At 33.9% G+C, this 26,931-nt stretch carries 21 protein-coding genes and 1 pseudogene; 9 read left to right on the plus strand and 13 right to left on the minus strand.

Translation table 11 applies throughout. The annotated features are described in order from the left end of the window. Positions 1-197: 197 nt before the first annotated feature. The 8 genes from BT1A1_RS15935 to BT1A1_RS15970 form a co-directional block, all read right to left on the minus strand. On the minus strand, positions 198-587 hold the full coding sequence (locus BT1A1_RS15935; RefSeq protein ID WP_034773123.1) for a GtrA family protein: 390 nt from the start codon (positions 585-587) through the stop codon (positions 198-200). A 275-nt stretch (positions 588-862) separates the two neighbouring features. Then, positions 863-1,777 carry an LCP family glycopolymer transferase gene (locus tag BT1A1_RS15940; protein WP_231553352.1) on the minus strand — a complete coding sequence of 305 codons (915 nt, stop codon included), beginning with the start codon at positions 1,775-1,777 and terminating at the stop codon, positions 863-865. A 158-nt stretch (positions 1,778-1,935) separates the two neighbouring features. Continuing rightward, positions 1,936-2,907, minus strand: a complete 972-nt coding sequence (locus BT1A1_RS15945; RefSeq protein WP_034773124.1) for a glycosyltransferase family 2 protein — start codon at positions 2,905-2,907, stop codon at positions 1,936-1,938. Between the two features lie 213 nt (positions 2,908-3,120). Then, entirely contained in the window at positions 3,121-3,504 is a 384-nt protein-coding gene (locus BT1A1_RS15950; RefSeq protein ID WP_034773125.1) for a GtrA family protein, read from the minus strand. A 295-nt stretch (positions 3,505-3,799) separates the two neighbouring features. Further along, positions 3,800-4,921, minus strand: a complete 1,122-nt coding sequence (gene wecB / locus BT1A1_RS15955) for a non-hydrolyzing UDP-N-acetylglucosamine 2-epimerase (RefSeq protein ID WP_034773157.1) — start codon at positions 4,919-4,921, stop codon at positions 3,800-3,802. 57 nt (positions 4,922-4,978) lie between these two features. After that, positions 4,979-6,067, minus strand: coding sequence for a glycosyltransferase family protein (locus tag BT1A1_RS15960; protein ID WP_034773126.1), 1,089 nt, complete (start codon positions 6,065-6,067; stop codon positions 4,979-4,981). Beyond that, the gene (locus tag BT1A1_RS15965; RefSeq protein ID WP_081912402.1) at positions 6,067-7,356 is read right to left on the minus strand and encodes a flippase; all 1,290 of its coding nucleotides are present in this window, start codon (positions 7,354-7,356) and stop codon (positions 6,067-6,069) included. The genes BT1A1_RS15960 and BT1A1_RS15965 overlap by 1 nt, the downstream gene beginning before the upstream one ends. Before the next feature lie 120 nt (positions 7,357-7,476). Next, the gene (locus BT1A1_RS15970; protein WP_051989198.1) at positions 7,477-8,667 is read right to left on the minus strand and encodes an IS256 family transposase; all 1,191 of its coding nucleotides are present in this window, start codon (positions 8,665-8,667) and stop codon (positions 7,477-7,479) included. Positions 8,668-8,860: 193 nt separating this feature from the next. On the opposite strand from BT1A1_RS15970, the gene BT1A1_RS15975 reads away from it, so the two are divergent. Next, complete coding sequence (locus BT1A1_RS15975) at positions 8,861-10,030, plus strand: ISL3 family transposase (RefSeq protein ID WP_034773131.1); 1,170 nt, start codon at positions 8,861-8,863, stop codon at positions 10,028-10,030. A gap of 481 nt (positions 10,031-10,511) precedes the next feature. Further along, a pseudogene (locus BT1A1_RS15980) lies at positions 10,512-10,934 on the plus strand (IS66 family transposase); the annotation flags it as partial. Positions 10,935-11,306: 372 nt separating this feature from the next. On the opposite strand, the gene BT1A1_RS17555 reads toward BT1A1_RS15980, so the two are convergent. The 5 genes from BT1A1_RS17555 to BT1A1_RS16015 all read right to left on the minus strand — a co-directional run bounded on the left by BT1A1_RS17555 (position 11,307) and on the right by BT1A1_RS16015 (position 20,141). Further along, complete coding sequence (locus BT1A1_RS17555; RefSeq protein ID WP_051989199.1) at positions 11,307-15,836, minus strand: PA14 domain-containing protein; 4,530 nt, start codon at positions 15,834-15,836, stop codon at positions 11,307-11,309. Positions 15,837-16,113: 277 nt separating this feature from the next. Then, positions 16,114-17,031: a glycosyltransferase family 2 protein gene (locus tag BT1A1_RS16000; protein ID WP_072012715.1), complete on the minus strand. Its 918-nt coding sequence runs from the start codon at positions 17,029-17,031 to the stop codon at positions 16,114-16,116. A 5-nt stretch (positions 17,032-17,036) separates the two neighbouring features. Further along, complete coding sequence (locus tag BT1A1_RS16005) at positions 17,037-17,999, minus strand: glycosyltransferase family 2 protein (protein WP_051989200.1); 963 nt, start codon at positions 17,997-17,999, stop codon at positions 17,037-17,039. Positions 18,000-18,009: 10 nt separating this feature from the next. Continuing rightward, positions 18,010-19,335 (minus strand): O-antigen polymerase, encoded by a 1,326-nt coding sequence (locus BT1A1_RS16010; RefSeq protein ID WP_034773135.1) that lies wholly within the window; start codon positions 19,333-19,335, stop codon positions 18,010-18,012. A 128-nt stretch (positions 19,336-19,463) separates the two neighbouring features. After that, positions 19,464-20,141 (minus strand): sugar transferase, encoded by a 678-nt coding sequence (locus BT1A1_RS16015; protein WP_231553354.1) that lies wholly within the window; start codon positions 20,139-20,141, stop codon positions 19,464-19,466. Between the two features lie 479 nt (positions 20,142-20,620). Here BT1A1_RS16015 and BT1A1_RS16020 point away from each other — a divergent pair, with 479 nt between their 5' ends. From BT1A1_RS16020 to rfbD, 7 genes are all read left to right on the plus strand, one after another. Beyond that, positions 20,621-21,406: a glycosyltransferase gene (locus tag BT1A1_RS16020; protein ID WP_034773138.1), complete on the plus strand. Its 786-nt coding sequence runs from the start codon at positions 20,621-20,623 to the stop codon at positions 21,404-21,406. 50 nt (positions 21,407-21,456) lie between these two features. Continuing rightward, entirely contained in the window at positions 21,457-22,053 is a 597-nt protein-coding gene (locus BT1A1_RS16025) for a YveK family protein (protein ID WP_034773140.1), read from the plus strand. A 30-nt stretch (positions 22,054-22,083) separates the two neighbouring features. Beyond that, positions 22,084-23,292: an O-antigen polymerase gene (locus BT1A1_RS16030; protein WP_034773142.1), complete on the plus strand. Its 1,209-nt coding sequence runs from the start codon at positions 22,084-22,086 to the stop codon at positions 23,290-23,292. Positions 23,293-23,389: 97 nt separating this feature from the next. Beyond that, complete coding sequence (rfbA, locus tag BT1A1_RS16035) at positions 23,390-24,259, plus strand: glucose-1-phosphate thymidylyltransferase RfbA (protein WP_034773143.1); 870 nt, start codon at positions 23,390-23,392, stop codon at positions 24,257-24,259. Positions 24,260-24,332: 73 nt separating this feature from the next. Continuing rightward, entirely contained in the window at positions 24,333-24,890 is a 558-nt protein-coding gene (gene rfbC, locus BT1A1_RS16040; RefSeq protein WP_034773144.1) for a dTDP-4-dehydrorhamnose 3,5-epimerase, read from the plus strand. Between the two features lie 139 nt (positions 24,891-25,029). Next, positions 25,030-26,052 carry a dTDP-glucose 4,6-dehydratase gene (gene rfbB, locus BT1A1_RS16045; RefSeq protein WP_034773145.1) on the plus strand — a complete coding sequence of 341 codons (1,023 nt, stop codon included), beginning with the start codon at positions 25,030-25,032 and terminating at the stop codon, positions 26,050-26,052. 2 nt (positions 26,053-26,054) lie between these two features. Next, positions 26,055-26,903, plus strand: a complete 849-nt coding sequence (gene rfbD / locus BT1A1_RS16050) for a dTDP-4-dehydrorhamnose reductase (RefSeq protein WP_034773146.1) — start codon at positions 26,055-26,057, stop codon at positions 26,901-26,903. Positions 26,904-26,931 lie beyond the last annotated feature (28 nt).

Below are 26,931 nucleotides of genomic sequence, written 5' to 3' on the forward strand. Positions count from 1 at the left end.
GTTCATAATACATTTACTCCATTACAAACTATTATCCCATATTCCCATTAAAATCCCAAGAGAAATATTTGTAATATAATATTAATAAAGTTGTAAAAAACACATGTGTCATCATCACTCTATTAAAAAAACCCCAAGAATGACATTGTGACAGCATTCTTGAGATTATCTTTTTCATTGTCGAATGAAAAGCTTCTTTAGCTTCCTTCTTCTTTTGCCTTTTTAAAAATAACAAACTTACTTGCGAAATAATTAAATATAACAACCAACACATTGGCGAGAATTTTCGCCAAAAGGTTGTCTATTTTTAAAAGTTCAACACATACAATCATCGGCGCCAAATCTAAAAGATACGAAAGAAATCTAAAAAACATAAATGATGCTAATTCCTTGAGGACCGCTTGGATCTGCATGTCTTTACTGTTGAAAACATATAATTTATTGGTTATGAAGGCAAACAAAACTGATACGATCCAAGCAATCGTAGTAGCAAGTTTGTAGTCCATTTCAAGTATGTCATCAAACAACCAAAACGTAACGATGTTTACAAGTGTTGTCAAAACTCCAAAGATAAGATAGCTAATTATCCACTTATTTAAACTTCATGGTTTTTCCCTGCTCAATAATGATATATATATTTTTATCTTCTAAATCTGCTTTACTCTAATTTCACAAAATACCTTTGAATATGATTTTTGACTTCTGGAGCATTTCCTAAACTTACTGGAATTTATATAATCCTACAGATAATGACACTGGCCACCACTTATTGGTTTATAATATGCCTTCATTACTTCTCATTCCAACATAATTGGCTCTAGTAACTTTTGATAATACTTAATAGTACCGTTTTCTTCATCCATTACTTATCCGTTACTTCCTTTTCAACACTCTTTCCTTTTACCATATTGTGAACCTTGGTGATTTCTTGATCTGACACTGCATAATAATATATTCCATTAATCCAGTTATCTTTACCCTGAATCATATAGCTTTCTATATTATTTGTTACATTTATATAATTTTTTGCCAGAAGTGCCTTCATATCCTTGAATTTCATATTTGTTTGCATGTTGTCACCAACAACGTCAATTAAATCATTCATTTTTGCTACGGTTGTGAAGCTTATCCCTTTATCAATAATTGCCTTAATTACTTTTCGTTGACGTTCGGTACGGCCAAAATCACCTTTTGGATCTAAATGTCTCATACGGACATAACCAATAGTTTTCGCACCATCCAGTTCAATTTCCCCTTTTTTGAAGTGATAACCCTTTTTGTAAAAGCCTTCATCATACCATTCAATTTCATTATTCACAGTAATACCACCAATTGCATCAACAAGATCAGCCAATCCCTGCATATTCATTTCCACATAGTAGTCAAGATCAATATCAAGAAAATCCTCTACTGTTTTGATGGCCATATCCGCACCACCATAAGAATATGCGGCATTTATTCTATCCTTTGTCCCCTCACCACTAATTGTTACACGTGTATCACGCGGAATACTGACCATCCTTAGTTTTTCATTTTTTGGGTCTAGAGATACAACAATAATCGTATCTGAACGGGATCCATCAACTTCAGCACGTTCATCAACACCAAGGAGCAGCACATTCAAAATTTCTCTATTTTCAATTTTTGACCTTGTTTCAGATTGATCGATTGAATCAAGAACGATATTCATCTCATCGTTTACAGTTGATTTTGCATGATTATATATAGAATGAGCATAGACGATTACGGCTACAACCAGTAGAAGGATTATGGTCAATGTTAACTTAACCCATCTTCTCAATCGCCTTTTTTTACGCCTATTCTGCGACCTGTTTTTATCCCTCATATATTTTGACAATATAATCATCCTTATTTTTATTGATTTCCTATTTTTTAAACTTTACGTAGGTATTAATAAATTTCTTGGTTAAAAATCTATTTCTTTGCCATCTCCATTTGTCTAATGTCTTTCACCTCAACATTGATTGTGTCTTTTACAACATAGATTGGTCGATTCTTACTTTCTTCATAAATTCTTCCGATATACTGTCCAACAATACCTAATCCTAAAAGTTGAATGCCACTGAAAAAAGTAATTGCCACCATAATTGAAGCCCACCCCGGTTCAACTTGTTGACCAAACAATCTAACAATGAAAGCGTAAAGGAGTACAATAATTGAAATTAAAACCGATATAAATCCCATCGACATCACTAGACGTAATGGTTTTGTAGAGAAGGCAATTATTCCATCCGTTGCAAATTTAACCATCTTTCTCAAAGGATATTTTGATTCGCCTGCAAACCGCTCATCTCTTTCATATTCAACGTATGTCTGGCGGAACCCAACCCAAGAAATCATTCCTCTGACAAAGCGATTTCTCTCAGACATCTGCCTAAACACATCTGCAACTTTTTTATCAATTAATCTAAAGTCGCCCGTATCCTTTGGTATATAAATATCAGACATATAATCCAAAAATTTATAAAAGTATTTCGCTGTAGCAAGTTTAAACCAAGTTTCTCCCTTTCTTTTTTTACGCTTTGCATAAACAACATCAAAGCCTTCTAACCACTTATTTACTAATTCCGGGATTACTTCAGGCGGGTCTTGTAAATCAGCATCAATGATAATAATAGCATCTCCTTTTGCGTAATCAACACCAGCGGTCACAGCTACTTGATGTCCGAAGTTGCGTGCAAAGTCAATAATTTTTACCTGTTTATCTCTATCTGCTATTTCTGTCAATATCTCCAATGTCCTATCCGTACTACCGTCGTTTACAAAGATCAATTCATAGTTATATTTTTGTTGATTCATTACCGCCTTTAACCTGTTATAGCACTCCCTAGCTACCTCCTCTTCAAAATACATTGGAACGACAATCGATAATAATAATTCTTTCATTCGTCTTCCTCCTTAAAGTATACGGCACATTCCACTATTATCCAATTTTCTTTCCCTTATAATATTAAAAACAAAGTTAGAGACATAATCAATACTATAAAACATTGTGCTTGATCAAATAGAAAATATTTTTTAGTTAGAGGATAATAAGTTATTGATAAGGATTGTAACTGATAATTAAACGTTTTTAAAATACTTGATTTTATTAATAGTTTAAGCACTTGATGATTCCTTACTTTCAAAGGCCCATTTTTTATTCAAAACAAAATTGATAATCATGCCAATGACTGTAGCAATTAATTGAGAAATAACACTATGAAAATTTAATGTGTCAACTAAAATATATAAAAATAATGTATTGAATCCAAGTGAAATAACATTAACCGCAATAAATTTTAAAAATAATCCATTCCTTTTTGAACCTGATTTAAAAACCCAATTTTTATTCCAATAATAACTATTTAATACACCTAAAGTATAACCTGAAATATTCGAAATAATATAATTCAAACCTATTAATACCAAAATATTATATGCTACAACCGATATAAGTGTATTTAAAATTCCTACAGCACCAAATTTCAGAAATTGTTTCATTTTTAAACTCCTCATTTAACTTGGATGATAAACTTATTAATATCTTTTTTAATATCTTTTTTAGATATTCGGATACAAGAAAATATTTTTTTCCATGATATGAGAATCAAACTCTATATATAGAATTTGGTTCACTAAACCGTGAAAAATACTTCGAAGGTTATCTATCCACTTTCCTTTGAAAGTTCCTCAATAATATTTTGCCACAAAAAACTATTTCAAATAAACATTTTCCTACAAATAAAAAACATACCTCAAATTTAACTTGAAGTACGTTTTTTACTATAAGAGTAGTTTACATAAAAGGTCTAGGAGCTTTGTCTATTTTGTTAAAATGATATAAAATTACATCTACAATACGGGATGATGCTCTCCCGTCTCCATAAGGGTTAGAAGCCATAGACATTCTATCGTATTCTGACTTGTTCGTTAATAATTCTTTACCCAGATTATATATGTTTTGTTCATCAGTTCCCGCCAATTTTAATGTTCCTGCTTCTATTCCTTCAGGTCTTTCTGTTGTATCTCTTAAGACGAGAACTGGTATCCCCAAAGAAGGAGCTTCTTCTTGAATACCGCCAGAATCCGTTAAGATTATGTATGCTCTAGACAAGAAGTTATGAAAATCGATAACCTCTAATGGATTAATTAGATGGATTCTTTCGTCGTTTCCTAATATTTCATCCGCAACTTCCCGGACGGAAGGATTTAAATGAACCGGATAAACTACTTGAAGATTATCAAATTCATCCACTAATCGTTTTATCGCACGAAACATATGTCGCATTGGCTCTCCTAAATTTTCTCTTCTGTGAGCCGTCAATAAAATCATTCTATCCTGTCCTATTTTATCTAATACAGGATGCTGATAATTTTTTGTAACTGTTGTTTTTAATGCATCTATAGCCGTATTCCCTGTTACAAATATCGATTCTGGTTTTTTATTTTCTTGAAGAAGATTTCTTTTTGCTTTTAACGTAGGAGCAAAATGCAAATCGGCAATAACCCCCGTCAATTGTCTGTTCATTTCTTCAGGAAATGGTGAGTACTTATTCCACGTTCTAAGACCTGCTTCTACATGTCCAACTGTAATTTGATTATAGTACGCCGCAAGGCTGGCTACAAAAGTTGTAGATGTATCTCCATGAACAAGGACTAAGTCCGGTTTTTCTTGCTTCATGATTTGATCCAGTCCGTCTAATGCACGTATTATAACATCCTTTAATGTTTGACGCTCTTTCATTATGTTTAAGTCAAAATCCGGTACAATATTAAATACATCTAACACCTGATCAAGCATTTCTCTATGTTGTGCAGTCACTGTTACAATAGATTCAATATTAGAATATTCCTTCTTCAATTCAAGTACCAATGGTGCCATTTTTATTGCTTCGGGTCTGGTTCCAAATATAGTCATGACTTTTATCTTGCTGCGAGTTGTTGACAAAAAATTCACTCCCTAAATTTTTGTACTCTATTCCTTTTCAGTTTGTATATTATCTAATGTATTAAAAATTACCTTCATCCTTTTATCCCAATTATTTTCTAACAGAAAATTTTCCCTATCTTCATTACTATAACTTATTGTATTATCCTTCTGTAACTTCCTAACAATTTCAATATATTCCTCTTTATCATTGTAAAAATGTACAAAATGGCGAAATCTGTCGATTTCAGGATAAAATACCGTAATTATATTTTTATTGAAGTTAATATACTCGTTCAATTTAACTGGATCCACGGATAAGATTAGATTGTTAATTTTAAATGGCATGATTAAACAGTCACAGTCCTTTATTGTCTCATATAATTCGCTGTGCTTTATTGAACCATGGAACAATATTTTTTCATGATTGGGTACCTTACTATCAATTGGACCGTAAAAATGATATTCAATATTGTCTAGTTGGTTTAAACTATACAATATTAAGTCAAAATCAATCCAACTAGATATAGTCCCTATATAGGCAATTTTAAAAGACTCCTTGTTATTCCTTTTTTCATCTCTATATGTTGTAATTAATTCCCCATTATAACCATTTCTTACAATAACTGTTTTAGAATGATCACAACCTCTCTTAATTATTTCCCCGCATAAATGTTCGCTTGATACAAAAACAATCTCGGCCTTTTTAAATAGCAACCTCTCATTTCTTTCCAGCGATTTTTTCATTTCTTGTGAATTCTCAAAACCCAGAATATCATCCATGCAGTCATAAACAATTTTATATTTTGACAGATATTTTCTAGGTATATAATCAATCATAAGTGGGTGAGTTATCCATATTATTTCTGGTCTTTGCAAATTTATTATCAAATAAAATAAACATCTTTGTATTATAAGATTCAGTAAATAGAATAATTTAATTTTTTTAAATGGCAACGTAATTATTGGGAAAGTATCTACGCTTGATTTATTATCAGTCATTACTTTTCTATTTCTTGAGACCATATAGAAAATTTTAACATCATATTTCTTATCGAGTTTTTCTGCTATAAAATGGGGCCTTTGCTTAATCCATCCCCAATCAACATGCATTAAGTACAAAATTTTTTTATTCATTATGAACCCCTCTTGCTTAATAAAAGTTTATCTCTTCTAATAGAAAATAACATAAAAATTGTCAGTGACAATTCACCTATAAGCATGGCAAAAATTATGCCATACATCGAAAATGGTACAGAGAGAACTAAATACAGAAATATTGTGATTGATCCTGCCAGTAAAAATGAGTTAGTATATTTTTTTTCTTGTTCGGAAGCAATTAGGTATTGATAGCCAATAATATTATTTAATACAGATATTATTAACCAAACGACTAGTATTTGCATTACTAAACTATATTCAGCTACTTTTGCACCATATAAAATCTTTAATATAAATTGTGAAAGCAAAATAATCAGTATTCCAATCAGTACAGCAGTCAACATTATAACTTTTCCTGCTTTTTTTACAATAGTTAACCCCAAATTATAACCTTGTGCAAATTTTGCACTTATATATGGGAAAAGTGCTTGAGTTATAGGCGTGAATAATCCAATAACTGCTCTTACTATCTTTTCAATAGAAGAATAAATTCCAACGGCAGAATTGCTGCTTGTTAAACCTAATATAAATGTACCACTGGAAGCAACTATATTTCCCAAAAACGTACTAACAAAAATATTCCAACCTTCATTAATCATTTTTAAGATATCATTTTTATTAACTGAAGTCCATTTTATTTTGTATTTAAAATACAGAATAAAAATAGCCATAATACCGGGTAATAAATAACTAAATGAATTTATAAATAACGCTAATACATAGTCATTTCTATCATTTACCAATATGAAAATTGAGAGTGTTACAATAAGTTTTGCAGTTATGTTTAAAAAGGTAATGTACTTCATATTTTCTATACCCTGAAAAAACCAGACCGGGAATAAAACATTTCCTATTACTAAAATAAATGTTATAAGATAAGCATTAAACTCATGATTAAATTTAGGTACAAAGGTTATCAAAACTAACAGCAATAAAAAACATATAAAAGCCAATAATATTTTAATTGTATAAACAGTAGAAACCACCTTCTGAATATATTCTTTATTACTTCGATTAATAGAAATATCTCTTGTGGCCGTCAAATCAAACCCATAATTGGTAATAACAACAAAATAACTCATGAACGCCGTAGCAAATGAATAAACTCCAAAATTTCCAATACCCAAGGTTCTAACCAGGTATGGAATGGTTAGAAGGGGAAGGGCATATTCAAAAAATTTCAATAAGGTAAGAGAAGATATATTTTCAAATAATGTCTTATTAATCTTTAATGTGCTAAAAATAGTTTTACTCTCCTTTGTAATTCAATTTTATAGATTTCTCACGAGTAATTATAATATAAATGAATATTTCAAGCAATAACAGTTAAAAAAGATCTATCAGTGATTTATTAAGAAGCAAATCTTTTTATCTCCATCTTCTTTTTATACAAGGTACTTTAACACCCTATCTTTCAGTTCATCATGAAGAAGAAGCTGGTTCATAACCATGGCCCAGTTTTGAATCCGACCACCCTCCCATTTGGTTTCAAGTTCCTTCACACGTAGATATAATACTTTCAAAAGGGCGTTCTCATTCGGGAATGCCCCTTTTTTGGTTACTTTTCGAAAGCTGGAGTGGATACTTTCTACGGCATTTGTAGTGTACATAATCTTTCGTAGGGCACTTCCGTAATCATAAAGCTGTTCAACATGGCTAAAGTTCCTCGTCCATACGTCAATGTCTCCTGAATAGGCAGCCCATTGTTGTTTAAAGGATTCAAAGGCACTTATACAGGCTTTTAGACTAGGGACACTATACACTTTCTTTAACGCTTGAGTGAAAGCTTTATAATCTTTACTTGGAATGTATTTAATCGAATTGCGAATCAAATGGACGATGCAGCGTTGAACAATGACTTCGGGGAAAATTGCTCGTGCGCCTTCGTCTAAACCACTCACACCATCCATTGATATAAAGAAAATGTCTTCGACACCTCTAGCTTTTATCTCATCAAAGATCTGCATCCATTTATGCTTACTTTCCGTTTCGTTCAGCCATAAACCAAGAATTTCTTTATTGCCCTCTATGGTATAACCTAAAATGGTGTAGACAGCATATTTTCTTGTCTCATATTGATTACGAATCGTTGTATACATACAATCCACAAAAACAAACGCATAACAGCTACTCAAAGGTCGAGCCTGCCATTCCTCAAGATCCGGAAGGACTTGGTCGGTAATATCTGAAACCATTTCATGAGATACAGAAAATCCATAAATATCCTCAATGGTTGACGAAATATCTCGCTGTGACATCCTACGCGCATACATGGAAATTACTTTATTCTCAATTGCAGAGACGTCCTTTTTTCGCTTTGGAATCAGTTCAGGACGAAAGGAACCGTCACGATCTCTTGGTACCTTGATATCCACTTCACCTAAATTTGTTTTGATGGTTTTCTTCCCATAACCATTCCGTCTGTTTTCTGTTTCTTTTTCATCTTTATCGTTTGTTTCGTATCCTAAATGATGGTTTAATTCACCCTTTAACATTGTTTCAAACATCGGTCCAAATATATCTTTAAGTGCATTCTGCATGTCTTCTGCGGTCTCTGGTTGATAGTTTTCTAGAATCTGTTTCGCTCGTTCAGCTGATTTCTGATCTCTCTTTGACTAAGTCAATAGAATAACCTCCCCATCTTATATGTTTATTCGGTTCTATACTAAATGTTGGGGTTAAGAGACTTTTCAGGCAAAATAAAAGCACTTACGAAGATCTCCCTTTAAAATGATAGTTGGCGACTACATCAAAAAGGAGATTTCGTAAATGCATTCTCATTATATCACAAAACTGCTTGGGTTAGAAGATGTTGAAATCACTCATGTAGAGGATCAAATCACTCACTTTGAAATCCATATTCAAACGCCTGTAAAAGTTCAAAAATGCCCCTGCTGTCAGAAGGAAACTTCCTCTGTCCATGATGATCGAATTCAAAAGTTTCGTGATGTAAAGGTCTTTGAAAAATATTGTTTTCTCATCTTGAGAAAGCGCCGATACAGATGTAAGTCCTGTGGAAAACGGTTCTACGAACCCTATTCTTTTCTAGAGCGTTACCAGCGCCATACGAAACGACTGCTCCAAGCTCTTTTGGTTAAAGTGAGGGAGTATAACTTTAAGCAGGTTGCCAAGGAAACAGGACTTGGGCATTCCACTGTCATTCGGCTCTTTGACAAGTACTATTCCTATGACAATAAGGCCCTCCCGAAAGTTCTGGCCATTGATGAATTTAAAGGGACTTCTGAAACGGGCAAGTACCAATGTATCATTGGCGATCCTGTAAACCGAAGGGTTTACGATATCATTCCTAACAGGAATCTATCCACCCTAAAGGAAAACTTCCGTACACTTCTAAGGGAGAAAATACAGATGGTAGTCATGGATATGTGGCAGCCCTACAAGACGCTCGCTTTGAAAAGTTTTGATAAACCGATTCTGGTGGTCGATCGATTCCATTATGTTCGGCATAATGTCTGGGCATTGGAACGGGTAAGGAAGAGAGTCCAGAAAAACTTTCAAGAGAAGGATCGTAAATCCATGAAGAAGTTGCGTTATCTGCTTCATAAGCCACATGCCCATTTGAATGCAGATGAAATGGAACAGCTGAACTATTTCTTTTCACTGGCCCCTGACTTAAAGAAGGCCTATATCGTAAAAGAGACCTTCCATAAGTGGCTGAAGGAAAGTGACAAAACAAACGCCAAAAGAAACCTTGAGCACCTCTATAAGGTCATAGAGGAATCGGGACTCGAAGAATATCAATACATGAAAAGAACCTTCAAAAACTGGGAAAAGGAGATCTTAAATTCCTTTCTCTTCCCTTACACGAATGGATTTATTGAGGGAATAAACAACAAGATTAAAGTCATCAAACGAATGTCATATGGCATTCGGAATTTTAAGAGACTAAGAAATAAAGCTTTATGTTCACTCATCTAGTCCGCTACAAAAAAAGGGGCACTTCGATAAGTGTACCCCAACAATTGACATAGAGCCGTTTATTCTAACAATAAAAAAATAAACTGCAAAGTAAGAGCCGTACGCTCTCTCACTTACACAGTTTATTTTACACTCCCGCTAATTCTAATTGTTTTACTCTTTTTTGAAGAAAAGCTTTTTAATGCCGGTTCCAACTTACTACAAACAGTCTGTGACCTTACTAATACCTATATAATATCAATTCCATATATAATTTTTTCGTTTTACTAGACGATCTTTTCATTATGTTAGTCAGTACATAACTCTAGCATACAGGGCTTACCTTATCTTCCCGCCACTTTAAGACATTAATATTTTTCCCACTTCTACAATAATGATTGTTAGAATAAATATAGTCACAGAAAACTCCCTATATTATGCTATGATAACTGTCCGTAACAGGGTGAAAACATCAAGATAGCCCGCCATATAAACAGCATCAAGGATGCTTAATCCTGAAGAACGCTATAAAAAACGTTTAGAACGCAGCCAACCTATTTTGGATGCTTTTTCAGCATGGCTTCGTAAACAAACACCACAAGTATTGCCGAAAAGCGCACTTGGGCAAGCCATTAAATATTGTCGTAATCAATGGGGGCGTTTAGTAGTATTTTTAGAGGATGGTCGTTTGGATATCGATAACAACCGTGCGAAGCGATCGATAAAACCGTTTGTGATTGGAAGAAAAAACTGGATGTTTAGCAATACCGCAAAGGGGGCTAAGTCCAGCGCAATTATCTACAGTATCGTAGAGACGGCAAAGGAGAATGGATTGAACCCATTTAATTACCTTAAATATTTATTTAAACAGTTGCCAAGTATGGATCTGGCTGATAAAACGAAATTAGATCAACTCCTGCCTTAGTCTACAACGACAATTCTAGCGGAATGTCGTGTACCGAATAAAACGAAATAAATCATAACAATAGCCCACATCTTAATCTAGGTATGGACTATTTGACGCTTACCTTTTAAAGAAAACTCAGACGTCCGAGCCTTTAGGCGAAAGCAAAGCCATCGCAAGCGAACATTTTCGCTTGCGATGCGACCGAAGTTTCTCTGTTCACCGAAAAAAGATAACCTTTTTCCTCCTGTGTACCCAGTGAAGCTTTCCCTATGTTCTTAAAATTTCCCCTTACGTCGAATTCGTTTCTTTGCTAGAAATTTATCCTTTCTTAATGTAAAAAAAACCAATTGCATAGAAGCAATTGGCTATTAAATAAATGGATTACAAAGACTAGTTTCCAATAAAATTATTAAATTCACGAATAATATTAGCGATCTTTACTGCCCAAGCCTCATCTGTTGAATATTGATGCCAACTATTATCATAACGCATGTTATCTAAAGTCGGCTGATAAAAAGGTACTTTGTCGTCTTTATCCCAAGATCTAATTATATAATTATCACTTATCCAAATGGCTCCCGCTATAATTCCACCTTCTTTAGTATCAAAGGTATATGCACCTTGTGCAGGTTGAGAATCAATTGCTCCTATACCATAATAATTATATTTGGTTCTTGAGATTCCTGAAGTACCCCAACCAGTCTCTAACGCAGAATGAGCTAATAGATAAACTGCATTTAAACCACTTTGTCTCTCAGCTTCTAAATATGCATAGCCCATTCCAGCCATTATACCTTTGCCACCAGTTTTATAATTGATAAAACTATCGATTTGCTGCACAGTAGCACTTGATTTAGATGTTAATGGCGTAAATGGCGTTATATCACTTGTAACTGCGCCATTTTTTGCAGACTCATACCTAATTATATTTCTACCAGAATTTGAAGATCCACTTGCTATTGCTCCCCAAATCCAACCACGCTGTCCAGATTGAGTTTGAATATAATACCACTCTGAAAAATTAGGATCAGCTGTTTTTAAATAGTCTAATACGAATACTATGGATCCTGCAGGAATAAATCCCATTGGCGAACTACTATTGGAAGGACCAGACCTGAAGTTTCTTCCTTCTTTAACCAGCCAAGTGTCATCTAACAAATTGCTATCAAGATAATCTAGGTGGACCCAGCCAACTCTCCCATCGGCAGTTTTAATTTGTGCAGCATATTGATTAGAAGCTAATATTGTAACTAAATCCCCATAATTTAATTCAAAATATCTAGTATAACCAGGATTGTAATAACTTAAATGCTTTCGATAGTCAGCTAACTCTTCGAAACTTCGATAAACAGGCAAAACTGGTGCAGATACATACAGTGAATTAACGCTGGGGGCGTTTACTATATCCACTTTTAACTCAGCTAAATCTGTTGCATCATAGTATTCTACAATAATTTCATGTGTACCTTCTGATAGATGAACAGTTTCTTCTAAATAATCAGCACCACTATTCACCCATGATTTTATTATTGGTTTGCCATCAACATATACTCTTATTCCATCATCTGATATGGTTTTAATTTGGTAATTACCATTACTAAAGTAAGATCTTTTTACATACCTAGCTGAAAAATTATCATTAGGTATTTTATGGTGTGGACTTCCGTAACCCCAATTAAAATCGATATCAGTTATAGGATTCTGAGTACCTATACCACCTATTATAATTGGTGTACCAGATAAATCTGTATTAGGATAAAGGTATCCAATCCATTGATCCGTATTTAATACATCACTATATGGTATTAATTCAACACTTACATCACTATTACCAGTTTCTTCAACATATTGGACTTCCAAGGAATGAATATTTTTTTCTTCTGGATTAGGAGTATTCCTATCCTGTATATCTATTTTTACTGCTGTTTCTTCAGAACTTCCTATTGTCCAACTATCTATTATAGGGACAGGATTTCCATCCAAATAAACACGGATCCCATCATCAGCCTTAACTCTAAGAACATATTCTCCTGAATTTATCCTCTTCACAGTTCGATAAACTGCTGAGAAGTTATCATTACGTACATTTTGAATAGGACTGCCAGTACCACTATTTTCAACAAGAGCCTTGTTTTGTCCGGTTGGATTTATTAATTTGGATGCAACAGGATTTCCAGATAAATCTTTATTATTGTAATAATAAGCTATCCATGTATCAAATGGTACGATATGTGAGTAAATAGCCGCATTGCCCGTTGTTTCGTAATAATTTGTAATAATTTTATACTTTTTTGGTTGCAGATTAGGAAGCAACGCTTGTTCAATTTGTGGTGGTGAATCATACCATTTACTAACTACTTCTTTACCATCAACTGTCACTTTAACTCTATCATCAGCAAGTGATTGAATAAAATAATCACCAGATAAAAATTGAGATTGATCGAACACGGCTTCAAATCCATCTTTCGGTAGATTATTTGGACTACCTTCTCCCCAATTAAATTGAACTTGATCACTTATGCTATAAAAAATATTATTTTGACTGAGAAGTTGATAATCCAAAGATAGAAAAGCGGTTGATCCTCCTTCATAATGTTCAACTTTAATAGTATGTTCCCCGCTATTTAAAAATACCGCATTACTCTTTGTTTCATATACATCTTCATTTTGCCAATTGTCAATGAGTAGATTATTATCAACCCACACCCGGACACCATCATCTGCTCGTACATCAAATAGATATGTTCCTTGATTTAACAAAAGCTTTTTAACAAAGCGAGATGAGAAGTTATCACTTGGAATTTTGACATTTGGTGAACCATCACCCCAATCAAACTTCAACTCATTAATTGAGGTTAGTGAATTTTTTCCGCCAATAACTACCGGATCACCACTAAGTGTTGTATTAGGATAATATTCTGCCAGCCAACTATCGTCAATGGCAGTTTGGAAAGGTTCCATAAAAAATTCTATTTCCCCAATATCAGCACCATTATAATATTCAACATCAATCCAATGTATATTCCGTTCATTTTCCGGAACATTTTCTCTGTCTACTATTTGGATCTTTACTGCATCTTCTGTAAATCCACTGTTTGACCATCGATCGACAACTAGTTTTCCGTCTACATAAACCCGAATTCCATCGTCTGCTCTTGCTCGAATAATGTATTCTCCGGCTTGAATTCTTTTTGCTGTCGTATATCGTGCAGAAAAATCCTCCAATACAACCCCTGTTGGAGGGAGACTTGATTTACTAAACGATTCTTTTAAGCTTTCAAACTCACCAGTTGGATCAATCACTTTTGCATCAGCTGGTAATCCCGACAATTGTTTGTTTGGGTAATAGTATGCTAACCATGAGTCAAACGGAACAACATCGGTAAAAAGCGCAGCAAGTGATCCGTCCTCATAATAGTGGGTTTTTACTGTATGCTGTCCTGCACTTACGTTTGGCCAAACCGCTCGATCAATCTCACCACCAGAATTGCTCCAACGATCTATGAGCCAATTTCCATCCACTTCTACTTTAACACCGTCATCTGCCATCGTCTGTATGAAATAATCATCAGCTATGTAATTACCTGATTGATCGACATCGATAGTAAAGAAATTAGATGGCATTCCATTAGGACTTCCTTCACCCCAATTGTAGTGAACATTCCTACCTTGCGTCGACCAGTTAGGGAATTTATCATAACTTACCGAAATATTAGCTAAATCAGCAGCATCATAATATTCTACTTCTATAATGTGCTCCCCACCAATTAAAAATATTTTTTCTTCACCACGATGACCCTGTCCATTTGTCCAAGAATCTATAATTTTTTGACCATCAACCCAAATACGGACACCATCATCAGAGGAAGCACTAAATAAGTACATTCCTTCTTCAAACCTGGCCTTCTTTGTATATCTGGCAGAAAATTTTTCACTTGGAATTTTAGCATTTGGTGAACCATCACCCCAATCAAACTTCAACTCATTAATTGAGGTTAGTGAATTTTTTCCGCCAATAACTACCGGATCACCACTAAGTGTTGTATTAGGATAATATTCTGCCAGCCAACTATCGTCAATGGCAGTTTGGAAAGGTTCCATAAAAAATTCTATTTCCCCAATATCAGCACCATTATAATATTCAACATCAATCCAATGTATATTCCGTTCATTTTCCGGAACATTTTCTCTGTCTACTATTTGGATCTTTACTGCATCTTCTGTAAATCCACTGTTTGACCATCGATCGACAACTAGTTTTCCGTCTACATAAACCCGAATTCCATCGTCTGCTCTTGCTCGAATAATGTATTCCCCGGCTTGAATTCTTTTTGCTGTCGTATATCGTGCAGAAAAATCCTCCAATACAACCCCTGTTGGAGGGAGACTTGATTTACTAAACGATTCTTTTAAGCTTTCAAACTCACCAGTTGGATCAATCACTTTTGCATCAGCTGGTAATCCCGACAATTGTTTGTTTGGGTAATAGTATGCTAACCATGAGTCAAACGGAACAACATCGGTAAAAAGCGCAGCAAGTGATCCGTCCTCATAATAGTGGGTTTTTACTGTATGCTGTCCTGCACTTACATTTGGCCAAACCGCTCGATCAATCTCACCACCAGAATTGCTCCAACGATCTATGAGCCAATTTCCATCCACTTCTACTTTAACACCGTCATCTGCCATCGTCTGTATGAAATAATCATCAGCTATGTAATTACCTGATTGATCAATTATGGCATTAAAATGATCCACAGGCAAACCTGCAGGACCACCATAACCCCAGTTATAATGGACATGTCTACCAATTTGAGTAAAAGTGTTATCTGCGGCCAAAGTTACTAGACTTTGTAACATTATGACTATAAGAAATAAGGACAAACCCACTACAAAATATTTAAATTTGTTACTCCCCAATAAAAATATCCCTCCTAACAACCGTATATTCATAGTTACACCTACATATAATATCATGTTTATAAAATAACTTAAATCAATTATTCCTAAAGAATCCTTAATTTTTATTAACAATTCTATGAAAACAGTGAAAAAAACCCGAGTCAAAAAATGTCCACTTAATAGAATTTGTATATAATCCAGCACATAATTTCAAATTATTTGCCATGGAACCCACCGAATTCTAGTTATTCTTTTATAAAAAATACAATGAAAGTAATTAGCATTGTATTTTTTATTATTTCATATACGCTGATAACTTGCGTTTTGTTTTCTCACTAAATAGATGATGGCGTCTTCCGAGCTTATATCCAATAAATTTTATTCCTGACTCAACAATACACCGAGGCACTTGAGTTATATAGCCATTTTTAATCAAATAGTTTAATTGTCCCAGCACAAGCTTGATCCCTTCTTTTTCATTGGAAACATTCTCTAGCATAAATTCTGATTCGTTAAAAGCCATCCCAATATCGAAGTTTCGCTTGAACTGTTGCTTAATCGAATAGTTATGTGAGTGATAGACGATAGCTCGGTTATCATATATGACTTTATACCCCTTCATAATTACATAATAAGAAAGAATAATATCTTCATTTAAAATAACATCATTTGGAAATCCGTGAAATTCATCCCCACGAAAAAGAGTTGCCCGGTACATGCTGCATACATTCGAGTTAAAAAAAGTTTTTATTCCCAATTCAGAAATCTTACTTTTATCTTTTATAATTCTTTTATCAGGATAGTTAAAGGATCGAGCATATTTTTCAAGCGGGTTTGCGTCCTCTTTCGGTATTTGACGACCACAAGCTATTAGGACATTTTCATCCTGGAAATTTTCCAGTAAGAACATAATCAGTTTGTCATCAAAAGGAATTGCATCCTGTGTCATATAAAGTAAGAACTCACCAGTAGCCAAATCAGCCAGCATATTCCTTGTCCCACCATGATTAAACTCTTTATTTGGGATTGTATGAAATTGGACATTTGGAAATTGCTCCTTCACAATCCCCTTTGTACGATCAGTTGAGGAAGAATCAACAAGTATTATTTCCATAGCAACCCCTTCAGGGAGCTTTTGATTCTCTAATTTTGATAATAATGGCCTGATAAATTGTTCCGCATTGTATGTTGGAATTAATACTGATACTTTCACTAGCATCAACCTTTGTTTTCATTTTTTATTGTAGCAGCGATCAGTTTAAAACCAAGATTTCGAATGAAACCTTGCTTTTGAAACTTATATTTATTGATAATAGCAATACGCTTAAATGGATTATATGTCATTAAATTAACATATTGAGATACTACTTCCCTATCATGGTTATCTAAGGTAGACCTATATCGATCGAAAAATGTTTTTGCTTGGACAAAGTTATCGGAGACAACATCATACATTTTATCAATTGCCTTTGTTTTTTTAATAATTTGCTCTGTGTATTTTTTTGCCCCGACATCATTGTTACCATGTTGACGATATTTTATTGTTGCCTCATCAACAAATTCAATTCTACCAAAAGCAGCTGCCACAAGTGCCAACCACCAATCATGCATAGTAATTCCTTCTGTTGGAATCGGTTCAGCAAGTTCTTTTAATTTTTTATTAATCATTACTGTACAACCAGTAACATTATTTTGGACTAAAAGTTGATTGATGGATACATAGTGCTTATTTAAGTTTTGAAAATCAAACATGGAATCTGATATAGTATTCAACTCTCTATCAACTATTTCTAAATCTGTATGTACAAGAATAGGCTGATTTAATTTTTTTTCCACTTCCAACATTCTTTTTAAAGTGATTTCTACTTTATTTTCTTTCCAAAGGTCGTCTTGATCACAAAACATAATATATTCTGCCGTTGATGAAGCAAGTAATCTGGAAAAATTGTTCGACGGACCCAAGTTTCGATCCGTATCCTCAATCAATTTAATTTTGTTCGGATAATGTTTTACATATTTTTTAATAATTTCAACCGTATTGTCGGTAGACCCGTCATCCCTTACAATTAATTTCCAATTAGTGTATGTTTGGTTGATAACTGAGTCAATTTGAGTACGTATAAATTTTTCACCATTGTAAGTTGCCAAGAGAATGTCGACAACCGGTAGTTCATAAGTCATTTTTATATCCTCACCTTTTCAGTACAGTTCGCAATAATCGATTATCCGTCGTAACGAGTATTAGTAAAAAGACAAGTCCTAAATAAAATACCCACGATGTATTGGCAAAAAAGTTAATAAAGAAAACAAAAAATAAATTATGTGCAACCATTGCATATAATGTAACTGTATAAATTGATTTTTTTTCTTTCAATTGATTATATAAATAATAACTTAATGCACCAATGATTACCGGAAATATAATTGTCCCCGCTAATCCAAAATCCAAGTAAAAATCGTACATCATGGTACTTGTTGTGAAATTAGGATCTTTATAATATTGTGTTACATCAACTTGAACAAATTGTTTTGTTAACGTAAATGCGAAAAGAGGGAAAAATGAAACTGCCCCGTAATGCATATCCGTAAAATGGTTAATATAATAATTCAGGTTTTCATAATTAATCGCAATATATGAATAAAGCCACCCAACTAGTGGTGAGTCAACCCCTTCAACCATCTTTGCCACAATCAAAATGTATTGCCCGCTATTTGAACGTAAGTTTCCTAATAACGTAAACGCAATTAACCCGACTAATAAAAGAATAGATAATTTTTGGATTTTAATTTTTTTGACTATATAATGATAGGAAATAACGGTCATCAAGACTAATAAAATCAGTAACTGTCTCGATAGAAGCGTAACAATCGCAATAAATGAAATAATGTAAATTGTAATTAGAAGTTTATTGATTTTACGATATTTAAAAAAGTATAATGTAATAAAATAATTTACCAGCGCCAGTGATACCGTTAAATAATGGACAAATTTAATACCAAATTCTTTATATGAACCTTGCTCATTGGAAAATATCGGTAATTGGAAACCACTTTCAAAAACTTCAAGGATGTAAGCAAGAAAACATACTATAAACAAGCCATAGATATATTGTAAAAAACTTTTCTTGTTTTTCACATCAAAAGAAATATTTGGTATCCTCTTTTTTCCTTGTATCCATTTCATTACAAAATAGCCGATTAAAAAGGATACATATGTACAAACAATGGCAAGCCAAGTTTTTCCCGTCCACGGTGACTGAATATAACTTAAATTAAAATTAGCCACTCCAACAGTGAAAATTAATATTAAAGAAAAAATACCGACAGGATGAAATAAGTCTTTTGTTTTATAGTAAACAATTGCGTAAAAAAGTATACTTAGCAAAATCAATGTCCATGAAAGAATATATTTCAAATCAAATAATATAGGCGGAATAATATATAGAATCAGTCCAACAATAAAAACGGCCAGTATAATATTCATCCATGTTTTCCCCTTGATCCCAAGAAACTCCAACCATATAACCTCCTTAAAGGAAATATTTCAAGATTTAATATCAAATTACCCGATATTATTACATTTTTTTCATTGAATTCCGAGTATAATCTAAGCTAAAAAACCAGCGTGCGTTTACACGCTGATTACTAACAGGCTCCTTTTTGAAAAATCACAGCATAAAATGTTTTAAAAATAATCTTTATATCTAACATTAATGAACGGTTCCGTACATAATATAGTTCTAAATCCACTCTTTCCGGGTAATTCACATCACTGCGACCGCTCACTTGCCAATAGCCAGTAATCCCCGGTTTAACAGATAAGAACTCTTCCTTCAAATCCCCGTATTCCTCTAATTCAGTGTCGACAATTGGTCGGGGACCGACAATACTCATTTCCCCTTTTATTACATTTATTAATTGAGGAATTTCATCAATACTTGTTTTGCGGAGAAAGCGACCGAACTTCGTTATCCTCGGATCTTCCTCCTGTTCCAGTTTATACCCATTTTTAAGATATTTTTTATAAAGTAGTGGATCACATTTCAGCTTCTTTTCAGCATCAACAATCATCGTACGAAATTTGTATATTTTAAACAATTTTCCATCTTTACCTAATCGATACTGGGAAAAGAAAATAGGCCCCTTATTTTCACCAAACAAATAAAAAAGACAGACAACCATAATGATAGGTGATAACAAAATCAATCCAACAGTGGATATAATGATATCTATCACTCTTTTTAATGTACCATATATTAATCTGTCTTTATAAATTCCAACATCCGGTTCTTTAGAGACAACAAAAACATCCTGTTGTTCTATTATCTTTTGTTGTTTCATTTCTTCAATCCTTTCAAAAGGTAATCAGGAAAATATAATCGAATTTAAATCTACCATTCAACTTTCGTTTCCATTATAACGTCGATTTATATATAATTAGGGTTGTAATTTTAACCTAAAATTTATATATAACTTTGATTTCAACCTTTCAATTAAATAATTACAAAACAGATTACCCTTGCAATTCAAATTACTATTTCGTATGATCATCCACGAAACGGGAAATCCTGTAAATAAGATATTCACTAGGACCTAAGATATATTTTATTTTGATACTACCTGAAAAATCAAGTGTTTTTTCAGGCAAAGGCATTGTTTCAATCTAACGATATATAAAATTAATGCCACCAATCCGGATTCATTTAAAAATCCTATTAAAATTTGCAGTCGTATGTTAGAATATATGACTAGAAATTAATTATAATTTGGTCCTATAGCTAATTATGAAAGAGTGTGACAAAATGACTTACCCTGTTGTAGCTATAAGCATTGTAACATATAACAGTGAACATGTATTTGAAGTTCTTGACAATTTAAAAAAAGAACTTGGTTCATTTAACGAATATCGAATTTGCATATTCGATAATGATTCAAACGATGATTACAAGGAAAGATTAAATACTTATAAAGATTTTGCAGATATTACTTTCTATCCTGAAAATAAAGGTTTTGGATTTGGACACAACTATAATTTACTGAAATGTAATTCAAAATATTTTCTTATTCTTAATCCAGATATTATTGTTACCAGGGAAAACTTTCTAAACATGTTGGATGTTATGGAAAAAGATGATACAATTTCTCTTTTAGTACCTAAAATTTTAAACTCAGATGGTACTGTCCAGCATTTAATGCGGCATCGGTTAACTGTATTTGATTATGCGCTGAGATTTATACCTTTCCGGTTTATTAAAAAATTATTTGATAAGCGGCTTGCCTCATACGAATGTAGAAATATTCCGAATGACCGGCTCGTTGATATACGTATGGGTTCCGGTTGCTTTATGCTCATTCGTGGAAATGATTATCAGGAAATTGACGGCTTTGACGAGCGTTTTTTTATGTATTTCGAGGATAATGATTTATGTCTAAAATTAGAAAGAAATAACAAGCGGACTGTTTACACCCCTTTTTCGGAAGTAGTCCATTTTTATGAGAGAGGTTCACATAAAAATTGGAAATTGTTTAAAATATTTATTACTTCAATGATTAAGTTCTTTAATAAATGGGGTTGGCAGTTTTTTTAGCTTGAGCTAGGAATTGAAATATAAATTATTGTTCATATGGAGGTTTTATTGTGGAAGAGTCTACACTTTTGTCGGTAACATTGAAAACATTTAAAAAATTTTATTGGTTAATTATCCTAACAATGATCATAGGTGGAATAGCAGGTAGGGCAATTGCCTCAAAAGGTCCTGCACCATCCTACCAAGCTAATGTCTCAATCTTCTTAAAGCAAAAGCAACCTGAAAATATGGAAAAACAATTTGATGATTATCCAAGATTTATGAATACTGCAATACTATTAGCGAAAACACCGGTTGTTTTAGATAATGCGATTAAAGAAGCAAAGCTAAAAGTAACCGCAAACGAAATTCAAAACCAGATTACCGTAACAAATGAGAACGGGTCAGAGATTCTCAATATACAGGTTGACCACGAGGATCAAACAGTAGCGCCAAAACTTGCCAATGCAATTGCTCACTCATTACAGGTCGTTTTACCAAAATATTTAGATGTAGATACCGTTCAAATTGTTGATCCGGCTGAGGAAGATGAAGTATCTGAAATTTTGTTGACAAGAACCAATGAAATGATGGTAATGGGTGTTATTATTGGTATGATTATAGGTACCATTTTGGCATTTATTTTAAATTACATGAAAAAGAAATAGGCAAAGATTCAATTAAAGGAGCCTTTTAAAATGATTAACCCCTATTACATACATGTTATATCATTTGTCCTTGTTTTATTTGCTTATCTTTTCCGGTGGTCAGACCTTTATCCGGAACTTAGCCTATCCTTAATTATTTTCTTATTATGTACAATAATAATTGCATTAATTATAGGAACAGCATTTGTTAAGGACAAAGTGATAGTTTTTGAAAACTTGTCGTACAAAAATAATATGCAATTGATTACTATTCTTATTTTAGCCGGATATGGATTGGAATTTTTATACGCAGGTAATTTCCCTTTACTTTCTATATTTGGTGGTCCTGCTGTTCCTTATCATGAATTTGGGATCCCAACTTTCCATGTCCTTTTGGTTACATTTAACTCCTTTTACGCTGTTTACCTTTTTCAATTATGTCTTACTGAGAAATTGGCTCAGCGAAAGAAAGTTATAATTCTATTTATACTAACATTAATACCATCTGTCTTAATTATGAACAGGGGTATGCTTGTAATGATCATGATGAGTTGTGTGTTTATTTACTTGATTAAATTTCAATACAAGATTACTTTTAAAAAAATTGCCGGACTGGCTGTGTTTTTACTTTTTGCTTTATATCTTTTTGGTGTGTTAGGAAATATGAGACTGAACAGTATGTATCAAACAAATACATCTTTAAATGATAATGAATTGTTTTTGGACATTGGTGGGGCTACCGAAGAATTTAGACAATCTTTTATTCCTAAAGAGTTTTTTTGGACATATATTTACCTAACATCACCATTGGCAAATCTTCAAAAGACAATTAATGAATTTGAATTTACCGAGGATGTAAATATTGACAGTTCTTTTGATTTTACGGTTACCCAGCTTTTTCCTGATTTCATAAGTAAAAGAATTGTGGCAATCTTTAATATAACCAGTCCAAATCCCATCCAGATTACACCGGAACTAAACGTTTCTACAGCATTCGCTCAAGCTTATACTATCCTTGGGTGGGTTGGTATGTCATTCTTTATATTGTTTTTATTTGTTCTTGCATTTTTCTATATTCTATCTTTAAAAAAGATCAAAAGTCCGTATTTTATTGTTGGAGTTGCGATTATGAATTCCATCTTCTTATTTAATTTATTTTCAAATATGTTTGCATTTACAGGTTTAAGTTTCCAACTCATATATCCATTGCTTTTTTCGCTGTTTACAACCAAAATAAAAGTAAATGAACAAGCTGGTTGATTTCCAATTTTAAGCTAGTTATGCCATTCAGAGTTATGTTTAACAATTATATTTAATAAAACCACCAATTAAATACAATTTAAGGGAGCTGATTTTTATGAAAGGTATCATTTTAGCCGGGGGAAGTGGAACAAGGCTTTACCCGCTGACAAAAGTTGTTTCTAAACAGTTATTACCTGTCTATGATAAGCCGATGATTTACTATCCGATGTCTGTTTTAATGCTGGCAGGAATTAAAGAGATTCTTATTATTTCTACGCCGCAAGATATTGGGCGGTTTGAGCAAATTTTTGGAAACGGCTCGGATCTGGGTGTCCATATTACTTATGAAGTGCAACCCGAACCGGGCGGCTTAGCTCAGGCTTTTTTGATTGGTGAACAATTTATTGGTGATGATCATGTTGCTTTAGTGCTGGGCGACAATATATTCTATGGACATGGTTTTACAAATTTATTGAAAAATGCTGCCTCCCGTGAAAAAGGAGCTACGGTTTTCGGCTATTATGTAAATGATCCTGAACGTTTCGGTGTCGTTGAATTTGATGAAAACGGAAAAGCTGTATCGATTGAAGAAAAACCGGCACAACCGAAATCAAATTATGCAGTTACCGGCCTATATTTTTACGATAATCGTGTCATTGATATTGCGAAAAATATTAAACCATCTGCCCGCGGTGAGCTTGAAATTACAGATGTAAATAAAGCATACTTAGAAATGGGCGAGCTGAATGTTGAATTGCTTGGCCGTGGCTTTGCATGGCTTGATACCGGTACCCATGAATCGTTGCTTGAGGCATCGCAATTTATTGAAACGATCGAGAAACGACAAACATTAAAAATTGCTTGTCTTGAAGAAATTGCCTACAAAATGGGGTATATTAATAAAGAGAAATTGTTGGAGTTAGCGGAACCGTTAAAGAAAAATCAATATGGACAATATTTGATTAAGATTGCCAATCAAGGATAATTTCTTACCTGCTTAATGTCGAATTTTTTCAGTAAAATATTGGATTTTTGATAAAGAATCGAGGTAATTTTCAATGAACATAATTGATACAAGTATCCCTGACGTTAAAATTCTTGAACCAAAAGTATTTGGTGACCACCGTGGTTATTTTATGGAAAGTTATAACAAAAAACTTTTTGCTGAACTTGGACTTGATTATCATTTTGTGCAGGATAACCAATCGCTGTCGCGTGAAGTTGGGGTAATCCGTGGTCTGCATTTCCAATTAAATCCGAAAGCCCAGCTGAAATTGGTGCGTGCAGTAAGAGGAGTGATTTATGATGTTGTTGTCGATATTCGTAAAGGTTCTCCTACATACGGAAAATGGACAGGCGTTATTTTGAGCGAGTATAATAATCGTCAATTATTGGTACCAAAAGGGTTTGCCCACGGATTTTGTACATTGGTACCTGATTGTATTGTTGCTTATAAAGTTGACGAATTTTATTCACCGGAACATGATGGCGGTATTTTATGGAATGACCCGGCATTGGGCATTGATTGGCCGACATCTGCACCAATTTTATCAGATAAAGATACGAAACACCCGACCCTTGCTGAAGCAGATTTGAACTTTGTTTATGAAAAATAGGTGCCTTTTAGGATTACATCAAAAACATTGAGAAGCAGATTTTAATTTTTTTACAAGAAATAAGACCTTCCAAAAAACACACAAGAAACGCTGGCATTTGGCCACGTTGAACTTTATTTATAAAAATAGGAGGTACATGATGAAAGTATTAGTAACAGGTGGAGCAGGATTTATTGGCAGTAATTTTGTTCGCTACATGGTGAAGAAATATCCTGAATATCAAATTGTTAACCTGGACCTTTTAACATATGCAGGCAACCTTGAAAATTTAAAAGAGATAGAAAATAAACCGAATTACAAGTTTGTCAAGGGTGATATTGCTGATCATGAGTTTATTAACGGATTTTTTGCAGAAGAAAAGTTTGACTATGTCATTAATTTTGCTGCAGAATCACACGTAGACAGGAGCATCACTGATCCCGGAATTTTTGTTCGCACCAATGTTCAAGGGACTCAAGTTCTGTTAGATGCTGCAAAAAATATCGGTGTGAAGAAATATTTACAAGTTTCCACTGATGAAGTATATGGTACGCTTGGTGAGACCGGTTATTTTACCGAGGAAACTCCGCTCGCACCAAACAGTCCGTACAGTGCAAGTAAAGCCGGCGCTGACTTGCTCGTTCGCGCTTATCATGAAACATACGGAATGCCTGTGAACATCACTCGTTGTTCAAACAATTACGGTCCATTCCATTTTCCGGAAAAATTAATTCCGTTAATGATTATCAACGCTTTGCATGATAAAGATTTACCGGTTTATGGTGACGGGTTAAATGTTCGTGATTGGTTATATGTGGAAGATCATTGTGAAGCTATTGATACCGTACTTCATAAAGGGGTTGTCGGTGAAGTATACAATATTGGCGGAAATAATGAGCATACGAATATTGAAATTGTAAAAACGATTTTAAAACATTTAGGAAAACCGGAGTCCCTTATTAAATTTGTTAAAGATCGTCCGGGCCATGATCGTCGTTATGCAATCGATGCAACGAAAATTCGTACGGAACTTGGCTGGGAACCGAAACATACCTTTGAAACTGGTATTAAAGAAACGATTGATTGGTATTTGGAAAACAAAGACTGGTGGGAAAATATTATTTCCGGTGAATATCAACAATACTTTAAACAACAGTATGGTGATAGATTAGAGGTTGAGTAATTATGAATATTTTAGTAACCGGAGTTAACGGGCAACTTGGTCATGATGTGGTCAAATTATTAGATTCAAAGGAACATATCGTAACCGGTGTCGACCGGAAAGAAATGGATATTACCAATGAAGAGGCTGTAAAGGGGAAAATTAGAGAGGTCAAGCCGGATGTGATTGTTCATTGTGCGGCCTATACAAACGTTGATGGTGCTGAAAATGATGAAGAGGCGGCTTATCAGGTGAATGCATTAGGAACGAAATATTTGGCACAGGCAGCGAAGGAGATTGGTGCCAAAATGCTCTTTGTCAGCACGGACTATGTGTTTGAAGGAAATGCCAGTGAGCCGTATGAGGTCGACCATCCAACTAATCCGATTGGCGCTTATGGTCGGACAAAACTTGCCGGAGAAAATTTTTTGAAGGAAATTTTGGATCGGTTTTATATTGTCCGGACCGCCTGGGTCTTCGGCAAAAACGGGAAAAACTTTGTAAAAACGATGCTTCGACTGGGAAAAGAACGTGGAGAAGTAGGCGTTGTTGCTGACCAGGTTGGCTCCCCTACTTACACGATGGATTTAGCAAAATTTATCATTGAACTGATTCAAACGGAAAAATACGGCACCTACCATGCAACCAATAGTGGTGTTTGCTCGTGGTATGAATTTGCAGTGGAGATTTTTAAACAAGCAGGTTTGTCGGTTAAGGTGAACCCGCTAACAACGGAACAATATCCAACACCTGCAAAACGCCCGAAATATTCTGTTTTAAGCAAGGCTGAATTAGAAAAACAAGGTTTTACCCCACTTCCTGATTGGAAAGAAGCTTTACATGCGTATTTAAAAGAAATTGAGGAAATTTAATTTAATGACATTTTAAGCTGTTTCGCTG

The sequence above is a fragment of the Caldibacillus thermoamylovorans genome, assembly GCF_000751775.1.
GTDB classification, from domain to species: Bacteria; Bacillota; Bacilli; order Bacillales; family Caldibacillaceae; genus Caldifermentibacillus; species Caldifermentibacillus hisashii.

Excerpts from the sequence above, each read along its gene's own strand:
- BT1A1_RS15945 (WP_034773124.1), bottom strand. The coding sequence starts at position 2,907 with ATGAAAGAATTATTATTATCGATTGTCGTTCCAATGTATTTTGAAGAG.
- BT1A1_RS15950 (WP_034773125.1), bottom strand. The coding sequence starts at position 3,504 with ATGAAACAATTTCTGAAATTTGGTGCTGTAGGAATTTTAAATACACTT.
- wecB (WP_034773157.1), bottom strand. The coding sequence starts at position 4,921 with ATGACTATATTTGGAACCAGACCCGAAGCAATAAAAATGGCACCATTG.
- BT1A1_RS15960 (WP_034773126.1), bottom strand. The coding sequence starts at position 6,067 with ATGAATAAAAAAATTTTGTACTTAATGCATGTTGATTGGGGATGGATT.
- BT1A1_RS15975 (WP_034773131.1), top strand. The coding sequence starts at position 8,861 with ATGCATTCTCATTATATCACAAAACTGCTTGGGTTAGAAGATGTTGAA.
- BT1A1_RS16005 (WP_051989200.1), bottom strand. The coding sequence starts at position 17,999 with ATGACTTATGAACTACCGGTTGTCGACATTCTCTTGGCAACTTACAAT.
- BT1A1_RS16020 (WP_034773138.1), top strand. The coding sequence starts at position 20,621 with ATGACTTACCCTGTTGTAGCTATAAGCATTGTAACATATAACAGTGAA.
- BT1A1_RS16030 (WP_034773142.1), top strand. The coding sequence starts at position 22,084 with ATGATTAACCCCTATTACATACATGTTATATCATTTGTCCTTGTTTTA.
- rfbA (WP_034773143.1), top strand. The coding sequence starts at position 23,390 with ATGAAAGGTATCATTTTAGCCGGGGGAAGTGGAACAAGGCTTTACCCG.
- rfbC (WP_034773144.1), top strand. The coding sequence starts at position 24,333 with ATGAACATAATTGATACAAGTATCCCTGACGTTAAAATTCTTGAACCA.
- rfbB (WP_034773145.1), top strand. The coding sequence starts at position 25,030 with ATGAAAGTATTAGTAACAGGTGGAGCAGGATTTATTGGCAGTAATTTT.
- rfbD (WP_034773146.1), top strand. The coding sequence starts at position 26,055 with ATGAATATTTTAGTAACCGGAGTTAACGGGCAACTTGGTCATGATGTG.